The sequence below is a fragment of the Pedobacter sp. GW821-FHT01D05 genome (genome assembly GCF_059422505.1).
This window is the reverse complement of the sequence record NZ_JBWKXA010000002.1, coordinates 345250-363185: the sequence shown is the minus strand read 5'-3', so window position 1 is coordinate 363185 and position 17936 is coordinate 345250. Positions and strand designations below refer to the sequence as shown.

At 38.3% G+C, this 17936-nt stretch carries 12 protein-coding genes; 1 reads left to right on the top strand and 11 read right to left on the bottom strand.

All coding sequences use genetic code 11. The features are described 5' to 3' along the window. Positions 1-99 precede the first annotated feature (99 nt). The 6 genes from AC07VK_RS09650 to AC07VK_RS09625 all read right to left on the bottom strand — a co-directional run bounded on the left by AC07VK_RS09650 (position 100) and on the right by AC07VK_RS09625 (position 7485). Positions 100-546, bottom strand: a complete 447-nt coding sequence (locus tag AC07VK_RS09650) for an FKBP-type peptidyl-prolyl cis-trans isomerase (protein ID WP_492960106.1) — start codon at positions 544-546, stop codon at positions 100-102. A gap of 258 nt (positions 547-804) precedes the next feature. Next, complete coding sequence (locus tag AC07VK_RS09645; protein WP_492954169.1) at positions 805-2598, bottom strand: acyl-CoA dehydrogenase FadE; 1794 nt, start codon at positions 2596-2598, stop codon at positions 805-807. Positions 2599-2784: 186 nt separating this feature from the next. Further along, the gene (locus AC07VK_RS09640; protein WP_492960104.1) at positions 2785-3138 is read right to left on the bottom strand and encodes a four helix bundle protein; all 354 of its coding nucleotides are present in this window, start codon (positions 3136-3138) and stop codon (positions 2785-2787) included. A 111-nt stretch (positions 3139-3249) separates the two neighbouring features. After that, entirely contained in the window at positions 3250-4425 is a 1176-nt protein-coding gene (locus AC07VK_RS09635; RefSeq protein WP_492960102.1) for an acetyl-CoA C-acyltransferase, read from the bottom strand. Between the two features lie 143 nt (positions 4426-4568). Next, positions 4569-6974 (bottom strand): 3-hydroxyacyl-CoA dehydrogenase/enoyl-CoA hydratase family protein, encoded by a 2406-nt coding sequence (locus AC07VK_RS09630; RefSeq protein ID WP_492960100.1) that lies wholly within the window; start codon positions 6972-6974, stop codon positions 4569-4571. Between the two features lie 76 nt (positions 6975-7050). Continuing rightward, entirely contained in the window at positions 7051-7485 is a 435-nt protein-coding gene (locus tag AC07VK_RS09625) for a MarR family winged helix-turn-helix transcriptional regulator (protein WP_492954173.1), read from the bottom strand. 120 nt (positions 7486-7605) lie between these two features. On the opposite strand from AC07VK_RS09625, the gene AC07VK_RS09620 reads away from it, so the two are divergent. Continuing rightward, positions 7606-8568: a hypothetical protein gene (locus tag AC07VK_RS09620; protein WP_492954174.1), complete on the top strand. Its 963-nt coding sequence runs from the start codon at positions 7606-7608 to the stop codon at positions 8566-8568. Positions 8569-8615: 47 nt separating this feature from the next. Here AC07VK_RS09620 and AC07VK_RS09615 read toward each other — a convergent pair whose 3' ends face one another. From AC07VK_RS09615 to AC07VK_RS09595, 5 genes are all read right to left on the bottom strand, one after another. Further along, positions 8616-9938 carry a DUF6089 family protein gene (locus AC07VK_RS09615; RefSeq protein ID WP_492954175.1) on the bottom strand — a complete coding sequence of 441 codons (1323 nt, stop codon included), beginning with the start codon at positions 9936-9938 and terminating at the stop codon, positions 8616-8618. Positions 9939-10333: 395 nt separating this feature from the next. Beyond that, positions 10334-12043 carry a DUF885 family protein gene (locus AC07VK_RS09610; RefSeq protein WP_492960098.1) on the bottom strand — a complete coding sequence of 570 codons (1710 nt, stop codon included), beginning with the start codon at positions 12041-12043 and terminating at the stop codon, positions 10334-10336. A 117-nt stretch (positions 12044-12160) separates the two neighbouring features. After that, positions 12161-14497, bottom strand: coding sequence for a GAF domain-containing protein (locus AC07VK_RS09605; protein WP_492960096.1), 2337 nt, complete (start codon positions 14495-14497; stop codon positions 12161-12163). Positions 14498-14579: 82 nt separating this feature from the next. After that, complete coding sequence (gene ggt / locus AC07VK_RS09600) at positions 14580-16301, bottom strand: gamma-glutamyltransferase (protein ID WP_492960094.1); 1722 nt, start codon at positions 16299-16301, stop codon at positions 14580-14582. Positions 16302-16397: 96 nt separating this feature from the next. Then, positions 16398-17819 (bottom strand): TlpA family protein disulfide reductase, encoded by a 1422-nt coding sequence (locus AC07VK_RS09595; protein ID WP_492960092.1) that lies wholly within the window; start codon positions 17817-17819, stop codon positions 16398-16400. Positions 17820-17936: the final 117 nt, after the last annotated feature.

The following is a 17936-nucleotide window of genomic DNA, read 5'->3' as shown; positions in this document are numbered from 1 at the left end:
GAAAGGCTAAAGAAGCATAATCGAAAATTGTAATAACAATCTGCTTTAAATTTATTCCCTCGACTTTAGTCTTTGCTCTTTCAGCTTTACTTGTTACAGTTATTGCGTATTAGACAGCTGTATGGTAAAATCTAATACAGAATTACCAGGGATAGGACCTACCGAACTGCTTCCATAGCCCAAACCCGGGGGAACGATTAACCTGATTTCTCCACCTTTTTGTATTTTGGGGATGCCGATTCTCCAACCTGAAATTAGCTCGGCAAGATTGAAGATCTGCTCTTTGCCATCGCCATTATCAAATACAGTTCCGTCTAACAACCTGCCTTCATATTTAATGGTTATTTTGGTGTTATTTGGATAAGTGAACGAACCCGAGCCAGGTTTAATGATCTGATAGTATAAACCAGAATCGTCTCTAACTGCATTAATATTATTTTGCTTGATGAAATCGGTCATCTGTTTTTCAGGGTCTTCATCCTTTTTACAAGATGAAACTGCAGCCATACATAAAAAGAGTATGGCAAGGAATCTAAATTTAATCATGCGCGAAAATAGGATTTTAATAGCATAAAGCTAATGGGTTATTTTTTTTTCAACTTCTGTCATGCTGAGGTACGAAGTATCTGCAGCCGATGAAAGAGATGCTTCGTGCCTCAGCATGACAGCATATTATGAACTCCTCCTAGAAAAGAATACGTTTTAATTAAGCCTAAAAATTATCAGATTCAATAAAACAAAAAAAGGGTTTAAGGTTAGGTTATGCACCCAATCCTTAAACCCTCCGCCTTTCAGCCTTCTACCTTAAAAAATATATTTATTTGCTTCAATAAGCTGTTGCGCAACTCTTTGACGGGCATCTTTAACATTAAACGGTTCCACTTTTGTAAAACGGCGTAAACCAACCAACATCATACGTTGCTCATCACCTTCAGCAAAAGCCCAAAGTGCTTCTTTACCTGCCTTGGCAATACCATCCACTGCTTCTACCAAATAAATGCGTAGTAAATCCAATTGGCCTGCTGATGCTTCTTCACCACGGGTATTAACCAATTTTTCTGTACGCAATAAAGCCGATTCAAGCACATAAACATAACTGGCCATGTCGGCAATGTTCATTAAAATTTCCTGTTCTTTGCTTAAGGTCATCATCAATTTTTGAACCGCAGCACCAGCCACCATTAAAGTTGCTTTTTTCAAATTCGACAAGACCTTTTTCTCTGCAGCAAATAAAGTGGTGTCCTCTTCGCCAAAATCAGGGATGCTCATCAATTCAGCGGCAACTGCTGTAGCTGGCGTCATTAAATCCAATTCGCCTTTCATGGCGCGTTTTAGCATCATATCAACAGTCAACAAGCGGTTAATTTCGTTTGTACCTTCAAAAATCCGGTTGATACGTGCATCACGGTAAGCCCTATCCATTGGTGCATCGGCACTAAAGCCCATTCCACCATAAATCTGTACACCTTCATCTACGGTATAATCTAGTGCCTCTGAGCCCCATACTTTTAAAATGGCACACTCTACCGCAAATTGCTCAACAGATTTCAGTCTGGCTTTGCCAGATTCCATTCCACCTGCAACCAGTTGATCGTAAGTATCATCAATATTCTGTCCGGCACGATAATTTGCTGAATCAACAGCATAAAGTTTGGCAGCAATTTCTGCAATTTTAAAACGGATTGCACCATATTTAGAAATCGGGCGACCAAACTGGATCCGTTCGTTCGAATAATTAATCGCTGTATTTAAAGTTGCTTTTGAAGCTCCGATAGCTGCAGCCGATAATTTGATACGGCCAATATTTAAAATGTTAACCGCGATTTTGAAACCGTTTTCTCTATCGCTCAACATATTCTCAACCGGTACCGGGCAATCGTTAAAGAAAACCTGACGGGTTGAAGAACCTTTAATACCCATTTTATGCTCTTCGGGATTCATAGTGATGCCACCGAATTCCTTCTCCACAATAAATGCAGTTAAGTTTTTATCATCGTCAATTTTAGCGAAAACAATAAAAATATCGGCAAAACCACCATTGGTAATCCACATTTTCTGCCCGGTAATGATATAATGTTTACCATCGGCACTCAGTGTAGCCTTAGTTTTACCAGAGTTTGCATCCGAACCTGAGTTTGGCTCAGTTAAACAATAAGCGGCTTTCCATTCGCCCGAGCCAAGCTTAGGAATATACTTTGCCTTTTGCGCATCGTTACCATAATATAAAATCGGTAATGTACCAATTCCGGTATGTGCAGAAAGTGCAACAGCGAAAGAGTGTCCTGCACCTACCACATCTGCAACCAGCATAGAAGTGTTAAAGTTTTTACCAAAACCTCCGTATTCTTCCGGTACCGAAACGCCAAGAATCCCCAGTTCGCCTGCCTTGGTTAAAAGTGTTGGCATCAATTCAGGATCTTCCTGTTTATCAATTTTATCTAAATTGGGATAAACCTCAGCCGCCAGAAAATCGCGACAGGTCTGTGCAATCATCTGCTGCTCTTCATCAAATTCTTCAGGGATAAATATTTCCTGATAAGTGGTATCCTTAATTAAGAATTCACCGCCTTTAATTGTCTTTTTTTCAGTTGTTTCCATTTTAATAGTATCTAGTAATGAGTATCTAGTATCAAGACAAAGCTTAACACTAGATATCACTAAATTTTAATATTGGGCAGCTATTATCAGGTATCAAAACTGTGCTTAGAAACTTGATATCGCTTATTATTTTTTTCTATTATTTCTTTTATTCAATCTGGACACTTTATACTCAAACCTTAATGCTTACACTTTGATACTTCTATCCAAAGCATAAACCATTTTTTGAATCTCAGTAATTTTCTCAATCAAATCTGTTGATAATTCATTATCTAGTAATTCAAGTCGGTTTGAAATAATCAATTGTGTTTCTAGCTCAAAAGCTGAACCTTGGCTTATGTTCAAAAAATATTTGAATTGAGCACCACTTCCTCTACCAGAACCCTCAGCTATATTTGAAGGAATTGATACCGAACATCTTTTCATTTGTGAAATCAAGCCAAATCTTTCTTCATTCGGCAAGAGTGATGTCGCTTTATAAATTTCAACTGCGAGTTCTATAGATTTCTGCCAAACCTTTAATTCTTTAAAATTATGCATATGTTTTAGTATTAAATTATGAATACAAATATGTTTGGGATGATTTTATAAACTGGTATACACCTATTATTCAATCTCGATACTTGATACTCATATCTTGATACTATATTCCTACAACATCTCAAATATCCCTGCTGCACCTTGTCCGGTTCCTACGCACATGGTTACCATTCCATATTTCTTGTTTTGTCTTTTTAGTTCATTCATAATCTGTACGGTAAGTTTTGCTCCGGTACAGCCCAGCGGATGCCCTAATGCAATTGCACCACCATTTACGTTAATTACGTCGGGATTTAAATCCAATGTTCTGATTACGGCTAATGATTGTGAGGCAAAAGCTTCGTTCAGTTCGATTAAATCGATACCCTCCTTTTTCAAACCTGCCTGTTTCAACGCTTTTGGAATAGCTTCAATTGGACCAATCCCCATAATGCGCGGCGGAACTCCCGCGATACCGTAGCTTACCAATCTGGCAATCGGTTCCGCATTTAATTCTTTCATTTTCTTTTCAGAAACCACCAAAACAAAAGCTGCTCCATCAGATGTTTGCGATGAATTACCCGCGGTTACACTTCCAACAGCGTCGAATACCGGTTTCAGTTTCGCCAGCTTATCTAAGGTAGTATCTGCACGTGGCCCCTCATCGGTATCAACCACGTAAGAACGGGTTTTCTTTTTAAGGTTGGCATCGAGGTAATTTTCGTTTACTGTGATTGGCAGAATACCGTCTTTTAAATGGCCGTTTTTTATAGCGTGAATGGCTTTTTCATGAGATTTTAACGAAAAAGCATCCTGATCTTCACGGCTCACATTGTATTCTTTAGCTACTGCTTCGGCTGTTAAGCCCATACCCCAATACCAGTCTGGATTGTTTTTTGCAACTTCTGCATTGGGTACAAGCTTCCACCCTCCAAAAGGCATTCCGCTCATCACCTCTACACCACCTGCAATAATACAATCGGCCATGCCGGCTTTAATTTTAGCAACTGCTGTGGCAATGGTATCTAAACCCGATGCACAATAGCGGTTCACCGTAACACCAGGAACTTTATCGGTATCCAGGCCCATCAGCGAAATCATACGACCGATATTTAAGCCTTGCTCTGCCTCTGGTGTAGCATTACCTACTATTACATCATCAATCTGTTCGTTATCTAAATTCGGAACCGATGCCACTAAAGCCCTGATTACTTCTGCGGCTAAATCATCAGCTCTTGTAAAACGGAATACGCCACGGGGTGCTTTGCCCACTGCTGTACGATATCCGGCTATAATATATGCTTCCATTTTTTAGTATCTAGTAGCCAGAATCAAGTATCAAGACTTAATCCTCGCATTATTTTATTTATTAATTAATGTAAGTAAAACTGTATTCGTCATTCGTATCTTGATACTTGATACTTGATACTCATAACTAAATATTTAACTCACTAATTCCTCAACGGTTTCCCCTTAGTAATAATACTCTGAATCCGCTCTAGCGATTTCCTTTCACCTGCAAGTGATAAAAATGCTTCTCTTTCCAGATCCAATAAATATTGCTCGGTTACTTCTGTTGGAGCCGATAAATCACCACCGCACATTACATAACCTAATTTTTCAGATATTTTTTTATCGTGCTCGGAAATGAAATGACCTGCATACATGCTATTGGCACCAGCATAAACAATTCCTAAACCTTGTTTGCCTAAAACTTTGATATCGTTCCGTTGTACGGGTTTAGTATATCCAGCATCAGCCAATTCTATTGCTTTAGCTTTTGCATCGGCCAATAAGCGGTTTCGGTTCATCGAGATCGAAAATTTATCTTTTTGCAGATAACCCAATTCGTAAGCCTCGTAACCCGAAGTAGAAACTTTTGCCATTCCGATAGTTAAGAAACGGTCTTTCAAGGCATTCTGCACAATCTGATCATCTTTATACTCATCAGAAGCACGCAAAGCAAATTCTTTTGTTCCGCCACCCCCAGGGATTACGCCAACACCAAACTCAACCAAACCCATATAAGTTTCGGCTGAAAGCTGGACGTGATCGGCATGTAAACTAAACTCACAACCACCGCCAAGAGTTAGATTATGCGGGGCAACCACAACCGGAATAGAAGAATAACGGATGCGCATCGAAGTATTCTGGAACATTCTGATCGCCATGTTCAATTCATCCCACTCCTGCTCTACCGCCATCATAAAAATCATCCCCACATTTGCACCAGCGGAGAAATTTGCACCATCATTGCCGATTACCAAACCACGGTAATCTTTTTCGGCCATATCAATCGCTTTGTTAATACCTGAAATCACATCACCGCCAATGGTATTCATTTTGGTGCGGAATTCTACATTCAGAATGCCATCGCCCAGATCAATAATCGAAACACCTGAGTTTTTCCAAAGGGTTTTATTTTCGCGAAGGTTATCCAAGATGATGAACTCATCGGTTCCCGGTAAGGCTTTATAACTTTTAGAAGGAATATCGTAATATTTTTTAACGCCGTTTTCTACTTTATAGAACGAAGTATTTCCGGCATCGAGCATTTCATGCACCCAAGCCGCAGCTTTATTGCCATATTGCTCCATTCCTTCGATGGCTTCTTTTACACCAACGGCATCCCAAAGTTCGAAGGGGCCAAGTTCCCAACCGAAACCTGCACGCATGGCATCATCGATACGGTAGAGTTCGTCAGAAATTTCTGGAATCCGATCTGATACATATTCAAATAAACCAAATGAAGAATGGCGGAACAACTCGCCTGCCTTATCTTTTCCTTTGGCAAAAATCTTCATGCGCTCACGAAGATTTTCAACCGGCTTGGTCATTTCTAAGGTAGCCGATTTTACTTTTTGCTGCGGTTTATATTCTAGGTTTTTTAAATCCAATGCAAGGATTTCGGTTTTACCCTCAACAGTTTTTGTCTTTTTATAGAAACCCTGTTGGGTTTTATCGCCAAGCCATTTGTTCTCTTCCATTTTTTGCACATATGCAGGAAGTTTAAACAAATCGTGTGCTTTATCATCCGGACAGTTATCGTAAAGCCCTTTCGCCACTTTGATCATGGTATCTAAACCAACCACATCCGATGTACGGAAAGTAGCCGATTTTGGTCTACCCAATGCTGGTCCGGTAAATTTGTCAACCTCTTCTACAGTCAGATCAAGTTTTTCAACTAAATGCAAAAGTGCCATGATGGAATAAACACCAACACGATTGGCAATAAAAGCTGGCGTATCCTTACATAAAACAGTTGTTTTTCCTAAAAATTTATCGCCATAATGCATCAGAAAATCAACAATTTCAGGTAGCGTGTGTGGCGTAGGAATAACCTCCAATAATTTTAAATAGCGGGGCGGATTAAAGAAGTGTGTGCCGCAGAAATGTGATTTAAAATCATCGCTTCTTCCCTCAGCCATTAAATGGATCGGAATACCTGAAGTATTCGAGGTAATCAATGTACCTGGCTTGCGGAACTGCTCTACCTGTTCGAAAACTTTTTTCTTGATATCAAGATTTTCGACTACAACTTCAATTACCCAATCGTAACCGGCAATTTTCGGCATATCATCGTCGAAATTCCCAGTTTTGATCTTATTTAATGCTTTTTTGCTATAAACTGGAGATGGGTTTGTTTTTACGGCCGTTTGCAAAGCTGTATTAACAATCCGGTTTTTTACAACTGGGTTATCGGGTGTTAACCCTTTTGCCTGTTCTTCTGGATTTAGCTCTTTAGGGGCAATATCTAACAACAAAACCTCTACACCAATGTTGGCGAAGTGGCATGCAATACGCGATCCCATAATACCCGAACCCAAAACTGCAACTTTATTAATGCTTCGTTTCATTATCTATTTGCTTTTCATTAGTCTGATAGGCGCTATTTATGTACAACCTACCAAACAGATTTGATTGTTATATTTGTTAATCAACAGTATAGGCCACTGTGATATCATTTAGTTTTATCAATAGATTAATAAAGGTCTCCTTCTCCTTTTTAGAGAAATGCTCATCGAGATATTCATTAAATTTGCGAACAACACCTTTGGCCAATTGTTTTTTCTCTTTACCGAAATCAGTTAGAAAAACCTTTACTGATCGTTTATCGCCTGCAGATGTTTCACGGTAAATGAGGCTGGCCTCTTCCATATTATTTAACATACGGGATAAACTGGTTGCTTTAACCCCAAGTAAGCCAGCTAAATTTGAAACCGCAGTTCCCTCGGCGTCATCTATATTAATAAGCATGTAACCAATGGCCTGGGTAATCCCAAAACTAGATGCCATTTGATTGTACTTATTAAACATATTTTGCCAGGCAAACTTAACATGGTAATCTATGGTTTGTTGTTGTTTCATTTTTGCTAATTTATTATGCTTGCATAACAAAGCTAATGAATGTATTTTGTTAATGCAATAGAGATTTGGTTTTTTTTTGCGTTTTTATTTGTAGATTAGATTAACACTAATGCACACAAAATGATGACCAGAATAAAAATTGCACTGATAATTTCGGCAATAGCATGTACTATAAATATCACAAAAGCGCAGGTATCTTGTTTCGCACAATCTTACTTGAATGATAATGATTTTCGAAAATTCAAAGGCACTACAACCCTCTTTACTTTAAGATATGACGATTATCAAAATATTGAGAAATATCGCGAGGCGATCGAAAAATCATGGACCATAACTCCATTCTTGATTATAAAACCAAACGAATTAGCTCAATATCAAAACAACTCTGCATATTCTTTTTTTTATTTTGACAGTTACACCGATCAACCAGATTCTCTTAACTCTGTAAATGTAGTGTATGCCCTTAAGCTCGGCGCTGAAAAAAGGACTAGAAAAAATATGTCAATTATAGCAACTGTAAATCTATATCCGGATTTATTTACGCTTAAATATTTAGAAGATATAGGCTATAGCTTTACGTCTGCGTCCGATAAACGTAAGCTTTTTATTAATAATCTTTATAAGCATGCTATATTTTATAACTGGTCGCCGGGTATGTTAACCACCTATTTAAAGTTATTGAATAGTGCATTACTATCAAGAAATGAATTTGATATTGAATTTGAAACCGCTGATAAATTAAATCTCAGCAAACTAAAAAATGAGCCACTTTATATTCCTGATTATGTTAAAGATAGTTTCAACCAGGAGTTCAATCAGAATTCAATCTTAAATGAAGTAGGTGAAAGCAACAACGAGAAATACCAGTATCTAGTTAAGTTTGTTCCTACAAAGCAGCTTGATGAGTTAATACTAAAAAAAGATTCAGATATAAAATATCTTGTTTACACGCAAAATTCCTTTGATAAAATCATTACCATTTATGATAGCAAGAACAATAAGGTTATTTATCAAAAATACACTCCAAAATCTTATGGTTTCAGAAACAGTGATTTAAGCAGTATACAAAAAAATATAAACTAAAAAGTCCCGATTTTCATCGGGACTTTTTAAATGTTATTAAAAACAGACTAGTAAAGGGTAAACTCTACACGACGGTTTTGTTGACGACCTGCCGCTGTTTTGTTTGTAGCAATTGGCTGACCCATGCCATAACCTGTAGCTTCAATACGTGATGCATTTGCACCTTGAGAAACTAAATAAGCTTTTACAGATTCTGCTCTGTCTTTCGATAAACGCAAGTTTAATTCTTTTGAACCTGTATTATCTGTGTGACCAGCTAATTTTAAGCTAAAGTTTTTCTGAATCAACAATGCAGCAACTCTGTTTAAAGAAGTATAAGATTTAGAACGGATAGTTGCTTTACCTAAATCGAACTCTAAGTTTTTAATCGCTTCGTTAACAACTTTACGATCTTCTTCTGTTACGATTACTTTTTCTACAACTTTTTCAGGAGTTTTTAATGGACAACCAGAACCATCAACAACAGTACCTGCTGGTGTATCTGGGCATTTATCTAATTTATCTGCAACACCATCACCATCTGTATCTTTCAAGATGTCGTTCATTTCTGAACGTAGTTTTGCATTTTCAGCTTTTTGAGCATTTAAATCAGATTTCAAACCTTCTGCAGTTTGTTTTGCTTTTAAAGCTTCATCGTACGTTAAAGCTACCGGATTGTGGAAAGCCAATTGTTTTCCAGTACCTAAAGCAAACTCTAAACCAGCATAAGCATAGTTATATTTATCATTTCCGTTTTTGTAGTAACCATCTAAGTTATCGCCATCAACAAAGTTGATAGTCCAACCTAAATCTAAATTAACCGCATCAGAAATTTTAAATTTCGCACCTAATCCTACAGGAATAATTAACTCATTGATGTTATCGCCACCACCGAATTCTGAAGTTCCTGCTGCAGTAGTAATAGTAGGTTTGTAAGCTGCAATACCAGCACCGGCAGAAGCATAAAGCTGTAAGGTATTCTCTTTTTTAAACATATCGATATTGAACATGTTTACCACAGCATTTAAACTTCCCGAATAAGATAACTCGGTATCGAATGCTCTTACCGGAGAGTTATTTACCAAACCGCTTTCATAAGGTTCGGTATTATCGCCCTTTAATTTACCACGAACTCCATCTAAACGAAGAGAGAAATAAGGTGTAAATTGTTTTTTAATATAAAGGCCATAACCTAAACTTGATTTGTTGTTACTGAAATCGTTTTTCCCACCTAATGGTGATAATGGAGTAAGCACACCAGCGTTTACACCGATAGACCATGTTCTGAATGTTGTTGTTGAAGTTGCAGGACTTTCCTGGGCTGAAGCAGCCGAGCCGATAAGTAAACCAGCGAGTGCTACCGGGAGTGTTTTAAATAGTTGTAGTTTCATAAATTTTCTATTAACGTTGAATAAGCGTTGTCCTAGCAATACAATAGCCATACCAAAAATACAAGCATGTAAAAATACTTATCAACTTTTCAACACTAATAAACGGTTACGTACTCTGGATAAAACTAAAAAATACGTTATAAATAGTAAGCGCAGCGTTTAAACGCTATAGTTCTTCCAAAATCCAAATCTTTAGATTCAGGACTCAATAGCCCTATTTCCTATGAATATTTTACGAATGGCAGGGATCGGCAGCACCCGTCTTGTTAAATTAAATCAATGCCAATTTATCAGGTTAGATAAGTCGCTCTTGCGAATCATGGATAAATATTTTATCAATCTCTTTGTCTGATCATCTGTTACTTTATGTTATCTACACCTTCGTCAAAATTGTACTATTTAATATCGCCGGCAAATTTCCATTGGGTACTGAAATTTTCGGGTAATTGCTGGCTGGTTAACAAGGCCCTTACCATTTCTACAGGCATGTTATTTTCGTGCAATACACGACTGTGAAATTGAATATTGGTCATTTTACCACTTTGTACCAGCTCTTTGTGTAATGCCCTGAACTGTAATCCGCCTAACATGTACCCAATTTGATATAAGGGCCCATAACCTCCGGTAAACGACCTACGTACCTCTGCTGCTGCGTTAGCACGCTCAAAGCCAACACGATCTACCAAAAAGTCTATACACTGCTGAGGTGTCCATTTACCTAAATGATAATTCATCGAAAAAATAATACGCGCACAACGGTGCATGCGCCAAAAAAGCATTCCAATTTTATCTTCCGGAGATTTTGCAAAATTCTGGTCCCACAACAGCATCTCCCAGTACAACGACCAGCCTTCTGTCCAGAAAGGTGTACCAAATACCTTGCGGTAAGGTTTGTAGCGGCTTTGCATAAAATACTGAAGGTTATGCCCGGGAATAAGCTCATGAAAAACTACAGCTCTGGAAAAATGCCTGTTGTTGCCACGCAAGGTCATCATTTTGGCATCCTCGGTCATATCTTCTGTTGGATAAGCAATTAATACGGATTCGCCACCCAGAAAAAACGGTGCAAACAATTGTTCCTTCGGACTTAACATACGCATGCGCCAGCCTTCTTTGGCCAGGGCTGGAATAGCGATGAGTTTATTTTTCTCTACAAAGTTTATGGCTTCATTGGCCAGTTCATAAACCAGTTCGGGCTGTTTTCCCAATTCAGGATAATCTGTTTTTACTTTTTCCAGCGCTTTTTTCCAATCGTTACCAAAGCCCATTTGTTGCGACGCTTTGAGCATTTCGGCATCACACCAGGCAAATTCTCTCATGGCAATAGCCTCAATCTGCTCAGGGGTATAGGCAATCATCTCATCTTTTAAACTGCTTAATAAAGCTGTTCTTCCTATCGGATTGCCAATAATGCCACTTCCATCGTCTTTGGCATTTGACGGTTTAGCTATTTTACCCAGTGCAGCAGCATAATCTTTCACGGCATCTACCACTTCGGGATAAACAGCTTTGGTGGCTTTGGTAAATTGCGGATCGTACCCATCATAAAATTTATAGGCTTCGGTAAATACAGCCAGGTATTGATTAACGGTTTCCTGTGCCCACGATGCCTGTACCGGCGTAACAGCCAGGTCTTTGTTTTCTACTGCCTTTGTGGTTTTCTGAATATCCGTTTTCAGTTGTTCGAATTGATCTTTGGTAATTTTACCATCTTGTTGCTGACCAATCCTTCGCTTTGCTTCAAAATCCAATAATATTTTAGCAAAAGGCAAAGTAAAAATACTGCTTCTGAATTCGGCGTAGTTCTGCTGTAAACTTGCCGAATCTGATCGGATATCGCGTTTAAGCAAAATATAATCTACCCTTTCATTTACAGTTAGCTTGTTAAAAGGCAATGCCTTTAATTGTTTTTGCCATTCAGTATAAAAGCGTTCCATCCGCTTAAAGTATTCTTCCGATCGCTTGAGCGTATATTTACGGTTAAGCATGGTCTCGTCTGATTGGTATTGATTAATCAGCGGACTCACCAGGCTGGCCTCATTGGTTTGAGCGTGTAATTGTAGGGTAACTGTTAGAAATAAAAACAGCGAAAATAGTTTACGCATAGCGATTGGGGCATGTTTGATTAGCTGACGCAATATAGCTAAACCGCTAAGTATTTGCAGCAGGGTGCCCGTGTAACTTATTGAAGATATTAGACTAAAGGTAGCTCAATTAAATGTTTAAAAAATAGTTAAGCGTAGTGCCTTTAACCCACTTAACCCCTGTAAATCTTCCAAATCAAGATCTTCGGTTTCGGGTTTCAATACACCGGTTTCCTGCAGGTATTTTACAAATGGCAGGTAATCGTCAATATCTCTTTTATTGAAATAGATCAATGCCAGTTTATCGGGCTGCGTAAGGCGCTCCTGCGAATTGCGAATGAGTATTTTATCGATCCTTTTTTTGATCATCTGATACCTGATATTGTAAGCGCCTTCTACATCGAACTTCCGCTCGTCGATCCTAAAACTAATGTCTATTGGATGGTTATGGATAAAGATAAGTTGTGTGGTGGCCAACTTAACGGCCAATTTTGGCTGAAGCTGCTGAACCATTTTGGCAATCTCAGCCATTGATGATAGCTGCCATAACCGTAGATTTTTGAGATGAAAGTGATTAAAAACCCGATCAGGTGCAATAGACTGTCCGATATAGATGTCGTATTCAACACCATCTGTCCTGAATTTTTCGAAGTAACAGGGGTAAGAATCTTGCAGTTTTTCGCGTTCACTTTCAAAATAATTGTTAATGGCTGTATTGATCAGCTGCATAGATGTTTCCAAAGCCTGACGGCGTTTATACACTTCGCCATGAGGTACCGAAATGCGGTCGAGGTATTTACTGATTACTTTTTGGGTATTAGGATGCGATTGGGAAATGAGCTTTAGGTAATCGCTGGTTTCTTCTTTAAGAAAAATATTGAGGCTGTTTTCATCAGTTGTATTCAACTCATCGCCCTGCAAAATATCACTCCATTTATTGCAATTAAAGATAATTTCTACCAGCAAGGCATCACTATAAGTTTTGCTCAGTTCTTCCAGCGTTTCACGAAACAGGCTCAGGTGCAGGCTCAGATCGGCCTTGCTGGCCACATTACGTTCAGTGGTAGAATTTCTAATATCAATAGCGCCATAAAAAGGGTAAACGTCTGCAAAACTAATATCCTCATTGCGCTGCGGTAAATTCTTTTTCTTATTGTAAAGGTGATGCCAGGCAGCTTCATTAAACTTCCACTGTACAGCAGGTTGGATAGAGGTGTATTTTTCTTTTATAATGTTTTCGATCTCAAGGTTAAACTCGTCTATATAGACCTGTAGGAGTTGAGCAATAGGCGCTAAAACTGGTTCCAACAAAGTAATTTTCTTTTCGTCGAAAGTTTCGCCAAGCCAGGTGTGCATACCCAGTACACCTACCAAAATCTGGTTATGAAATACAGGTATGAGCGCCATCGATTTTACATTTAATTCCCTAAACCTGTCTAACCAGGGAAACATCTCTTTGCTTTCAGCCCAGATATCGGGCGAGTAAAAAGAATTCGGATTTGCAGCATAACCTTCAGCAATCTGCCGGAAAGCTTCAGGGCTTAAAGTTTCTTCACCCCACACTGAAAATAACAGTCCACTTCCTCCTTTTACATACCCATAAACCATTTTGTTGTTTACCCTTACGAAAGGAAAAAGATCGAATTGGATATTGGCATTTTGCACCAGCACTTTTAGCGATTGTATCACTTCTCCATAAGCGACCCCCTCGCTGCCTGGCACACGGCTCAATCTTACACTTTTAATATTTTCTACGGCATGTTTAGCGGTAACATCGGTAATGGTAAGCACCGAAATACCTCTAAGCTCAAAAAGTTTTAGCGGCAACACCTGCTGTAGTTTATTCAATCCAGATTCTTCGCTCAAATATTGCTGTAATTCACGGTAACTAAGCTCGGGCAATGGCTGCTTAGCCTTAACTTCGATGAAGCTGGCGTTTACACCTATGTGGAAATAACCAGGCAAACCAGTATCGGCATTGATGCCTGAATGGTATTTCTCTTTTAAGGGGTAGTGGAATGCGTATAATTCGTTAAGGATGAAAGCGTAGATAAAGTGCAGGTGATCATGCTGATGTTGCTCAAGCGTTTTTGAACCGACAAAACTATTTTGATCTTTTTCTTCATGCTCGAGCAACTCGTACATCAGCTCGGTTCCATAAAAAGTAATGGGCTGCATTGGTGCACAAAGCCCCCAAGCCTGGTGGTCTTCTGTTAAAAGTGCAGGCGAAAGACAGGCATACATATGTTCCAGCAGTAGTTCGTGCTGATAAATATCTTCGATAGCGATAACCTGTTCATCAATTCCCTGTTTTTTAAATTCTTTTAAGGCATTGCTATAAAGAATAGATTTTACGGTCCGTTCTTCTTTAATTTTTCGTTGCAGGTATTTGATAAAAGGACCAAAAGAGATAGCCGAATCTACCTGAGGTAAATCTGGGTAATTTCGGGCATGATTAAATAAACGCTTCTTCATCTCTTTAAACTTTAAACCATACAATTAATTGAATTGCAAAAGATTGGCCAGTACTAAGATAAAAAATAGATGTGAGAAATTGCTACCAGCCAATGGCCTTATCGTCTCCCCTTGGGTCGGCACCGCCCTGATAATTTCCCCATTTAGTTTTTAAGATGGCATCAACCCTGCCGATTGCCCCTCTGGGTACAATTTTATAGCCTTTTGCTTTTAATTTTTCTGTTGATAAGCTATCGATGGCATCTTTTTCTACATACACCTCATCTGGTAACCATTGGTGATGAAACTTTTTAGCAGCTACTGCCGACTGCATAGACATATCAAAATCGATTACATTTATAATGGTTTGAAATACGGATGTTATAATGGTTGATCCACCTGGAGTACCCACCACCATAAATAATTTTCCATCTTTCTCTACAATACTTGGTGTCATAGAGCTTAACATTCGTTTATTGGGTGCAATTGCATTGGCTTCGCCACCAACTAAACCGTACATATTGGGTGCGCCAGGTTTAACGGAAAAGTCGTCCATTTCGTTATTTAAGAGAAATCCGGCTCCTTTTACGGCAACTAACGATCCGTAAGAACCATTTAAGGTAGTGGTAATCGAAACGGCATTTCCATCGCGGTCTACAATAGAGAAATGTGTGGTCTCTTCATGTTCTGCTCCTTTTATTTCGCCGGCCAAAACAGCGCTGCTTGGGGTTGCTGCTGCCCAGTTAAAGTTTGACATGCGTTTTTTATTGTAACCGGCACTCAACATTTGTTGTTGTGGAACAGCATAAAAATCAGGGTCGCCTAAATGTGTTGCCCGATCGGCATACACTCTTCTTTCGGCTTCTACAATTACCTGAACTGTAGAATCTGCATTATGCCCCCACTTTTTTAAGGGGAAATTTTCTACACTTTGTAGCAATTGGATCAAGGCAATACCTCCACTCGAAGTAGGTGGCATGGTAATCACCTTATAGCCTCTATAGTTGCCCGTTATGGGTGTACGCCAGGTAGCGTGATAATTTTTTAAATCTTCTTTTGTAATAAGTCCTTTGCCCCGTTGCATTTCGGCCACAAGCGAATCGGCCACAGCGCCTTCATAAAAACCGGCCCTGCCTTTTTTCTGGATCAGTTTTAATGTATTTCCAAGTTCTTTTTGAACCAAAAGGTCATTTTCCTGCCAGGTACTTTCCAAATTTACGAAGGCCGTTCCATCAGGATTAAAATCCATAAACTTTCTATGCAGACCATTCAATTCGCTTGCCTGCCGCTTGGTGATTTTGAAACCATCTTGCGCCAAATTTATTGCCGGCTGCAACACCTGTGCCCAGGAAAGTTTTCCATATTTTTTGTGTGCCTCTACCATACCATCTACTGATCCTGGTACGCCAGCGGCTAAATGGCCATATAAACTTTTATCTACAATTGGATTACCGGCCGAATCGAGATACATATCTCTGCTGGCTGCCGCAGCTGCTTTTTCTCTAAAATCTAACGCATTTATCTCGCCGTTTGCACCGCGGTACACCATAAAACCGCCCCCACCAATATTCCCCGCGTTTGGATAAACCACAGCAAGTGCAAACTGAACCGCAACAGCTGCATCAACCGCATTCCCACCTTTTTTTAAAATATCTATACCTACTTGCGATGCTTCTGGATGGGCAGAAACCACCATCCCATTTTTATATTCACCGCTGTTGTTTTTACCCAGTTGTCCGGTTACACAACCAGCCAATACCAACACCACACTTAGGTATATTAATGATTTTTTAATGTTATTGAGGGATGTTATCGTTTTCTGCATGTTTATATTTTTTTTCAATTACCTCATTGTTTTTCCCGGTAATTACTTTTCTTTTTTAAGCTTAGTTTTCAGATAGAAAATATTTGTTTCTAAGGGTTATAAATATTTACTAATCTGCGCATATAATTTTTCTTTATCACTTGGCCTTAAAGCAACAGCAACAACTAATTTACCATTTTTAATAATTAAATAACGCGGTATTCCAAAACTCCCGCTTTTCCCCAGTTTATCACTCAAATCTTTTCTCAAGGCTTGATTAGTCCGAACATGATTGCCAGAAAGTTTATAATATTTTATCATCTCTTTCCATTGCTGTGCTGCATCATCTTTATCTATAGAGATAAAAAGCATGTCAACCTGTTTGGCTTTGAGAAATTTCTCCAGGTCTTTACTATATTCAAATTCTTGTTTACATGGCCCACACCAGGTTGCCCAAATATCAACAAATACAGTTTTGTCTTTAAATTGGCCAATTAAACTATCCAGGCTATTAAATTTATCGTAGTTGGCCAATATTTTTTGTTCAGGTTCAAAATCGTTTTTCACCTTATTATGGTAGGTTATAATTTCATTGACCATTGGTTGCAAATATGGCGTAAAATTACTTTTAGGATAGCTTATTTTAAATGAATTGAACAAATCGACCAATACTTTCTGATACCTGGTCTGTAACATTTCTTCATATAGAAAAGTAGCCTGCAAAAATTCTTTCATTTTGCCTGTATAATTATCTTCGAAGGTTTTATATATACTTTTAAGCCAAATGTCCTCATCTCTTTTAGGTAATTGAGTTCCGTTTTTTAGCGGGATGTAATAATTGAGGTAAGTACTTACGTAATATTTGGCATGGTAGTAAAAATCCGGGTAAAAAGCATCCTGAAGATTGTTCATTGAATACTTTTTATAGGCATCTGCCCACATTTTATCCAAATCTTTATTTATTTTTTGCTTTGTACTTAAAACTATCATTGGGATAGCAGCTTGCAAAATTATCTGTTCGGTTGAAAAATACCTTTTTATTTCGTTATAAAAGTTTACCGAAATCTCTTGTTTCGAAAATAGCTCGGCATAAGGTTTTAGGGCTTCATTCTTATCATTTTCGAGCAATTGATACAAACCAGCTGCAGTACTATCTTTTTTATAATAATCTCTGGCCCTGTATTGATAAAACTCAGAATTTCTTTTGTTAAAAAGCAACATTCCTTCTTTATTTTTATCGCTCTGCACCAAAAGACCATTATCGAAAACTAAATGCGTAGTGCCGGGTTCTATTAATATGGTATTATTGTTAATTCTTAACCACGCAAGTTTATTAATCTTTAAAGAATAGTTTACCGTACTATCATCGCCAAATTTAATTTCTTTTTTGGCTGGATAAAACCATGTATCATCTACAGGAATTTGGATAGTTACTGTATTATTTTTAGCATGTAAACTTTTGATATTAAGTTTTGCTTCTTGTGCAAAAGAATTTATTGCCGATGTAAACAATAAAATGAAGAGGATTATTTTATTCATAGTGTTTTAAGCTGAAACACAAATATTTAAGATATTTTAGGAACTGTTTAAAAATGAATTATTTTTTTACTAATTGAAAAAGGCGGGTGAAGACACCCGCCTCTGATTAATATTAGT

What these genes read in the sequence shown, in the direction of transcription:
- AC07VK_RS09650 (WP_492960106.1), bottom strand. Translation starts at nt 546, where the DNA reads ATGATTAAATTTAGATTCCTTGCCATACTCTTTTTATGTATGGCTGCA.
- AC07VK_RS09645 (WP_492954169.1), bottom strand. Translation starts at nt 2,598, where the DNA reads ATGGAAACAACTGAAAAAAAGACAATTAAAGGCGGTGAATTCTTAATT.
- AC07VK_RS09640 (WP_492960104.1), bottom strand. Translation starts at nt 3,138, where the DNA reads ATGCATAATTTTAAAGAATTAAAGGTTTGGCAGAAATCTATAGAACTC.
- AC07VK_RS09635 (WP_492960102.1), bottom strand. Translation starts at nt 4,425, where the DNA reads ATGGAAGCATATATTATAGCCGGATATCGTACAGCAGTGGGCAAAGCA.
- AC07VK_RS09630 (WP_492960100.1), bottom strand. Translation starts at nt 6,974, where the DNA reads ATGAAACGAAGCATTAATAAAGTTGCAGTTTTGGGTTCGGGTATTATG.
- AC07VK_RS09625 (WP_492954173.1), bottom strand. Translation starts at nt 7,485, where the DNA reads ATGAAACAACAACAAACCATAGATTACCATGTTAAGTTTGCCTGGCAA.
- AC07VK_RS09620 (WP_492954174.1), top strand. Translation starts at nt 7,606, where the DNA reads ATGATGACCAGAATAAAAATTGCACTGATAATTTCGGCAATAGCATGT.
- AC07VK_RS09615 (WP_492954175.1), bottom strand. Translation starts at nt 9,938, where the DNA reads ATGAAACTACAACTATTTAAAACACTCCCGGTAGCACTCGCTGGTTTA.
- AC07VK_RS09610 (WP_492960098.1), bottom strand. Translation starts at nt 12,043, where the DNA reads ATGCGTAAACTATTTTCGCTGTTTTTATTTCTAACAGTTACCCTACAA.
- AC07VK_RS09605 (WP_492960096.1), bottom strand. Translation starts at nt 14,497, where the DNA reads ATGAAGAAGCGTTTATTTAATCATGCCCGAAATTACCCAGATTTACCT.
- ggt (WP_492960094.1), bottom strand. Translation starts at nt 16,301, where the DNA reads ATGCAGAAAACGATAACATCCCTCAATAACATTAAAAAATCATTAATA.
- AC07VK_RS09595 (WP_492960092.1), bottom strand. Translation starts at nt 17,819, where the DNA reads ATGAATAAAATAATCCTCTTCATTTTATTGTTTACATCGGCAATAAAT.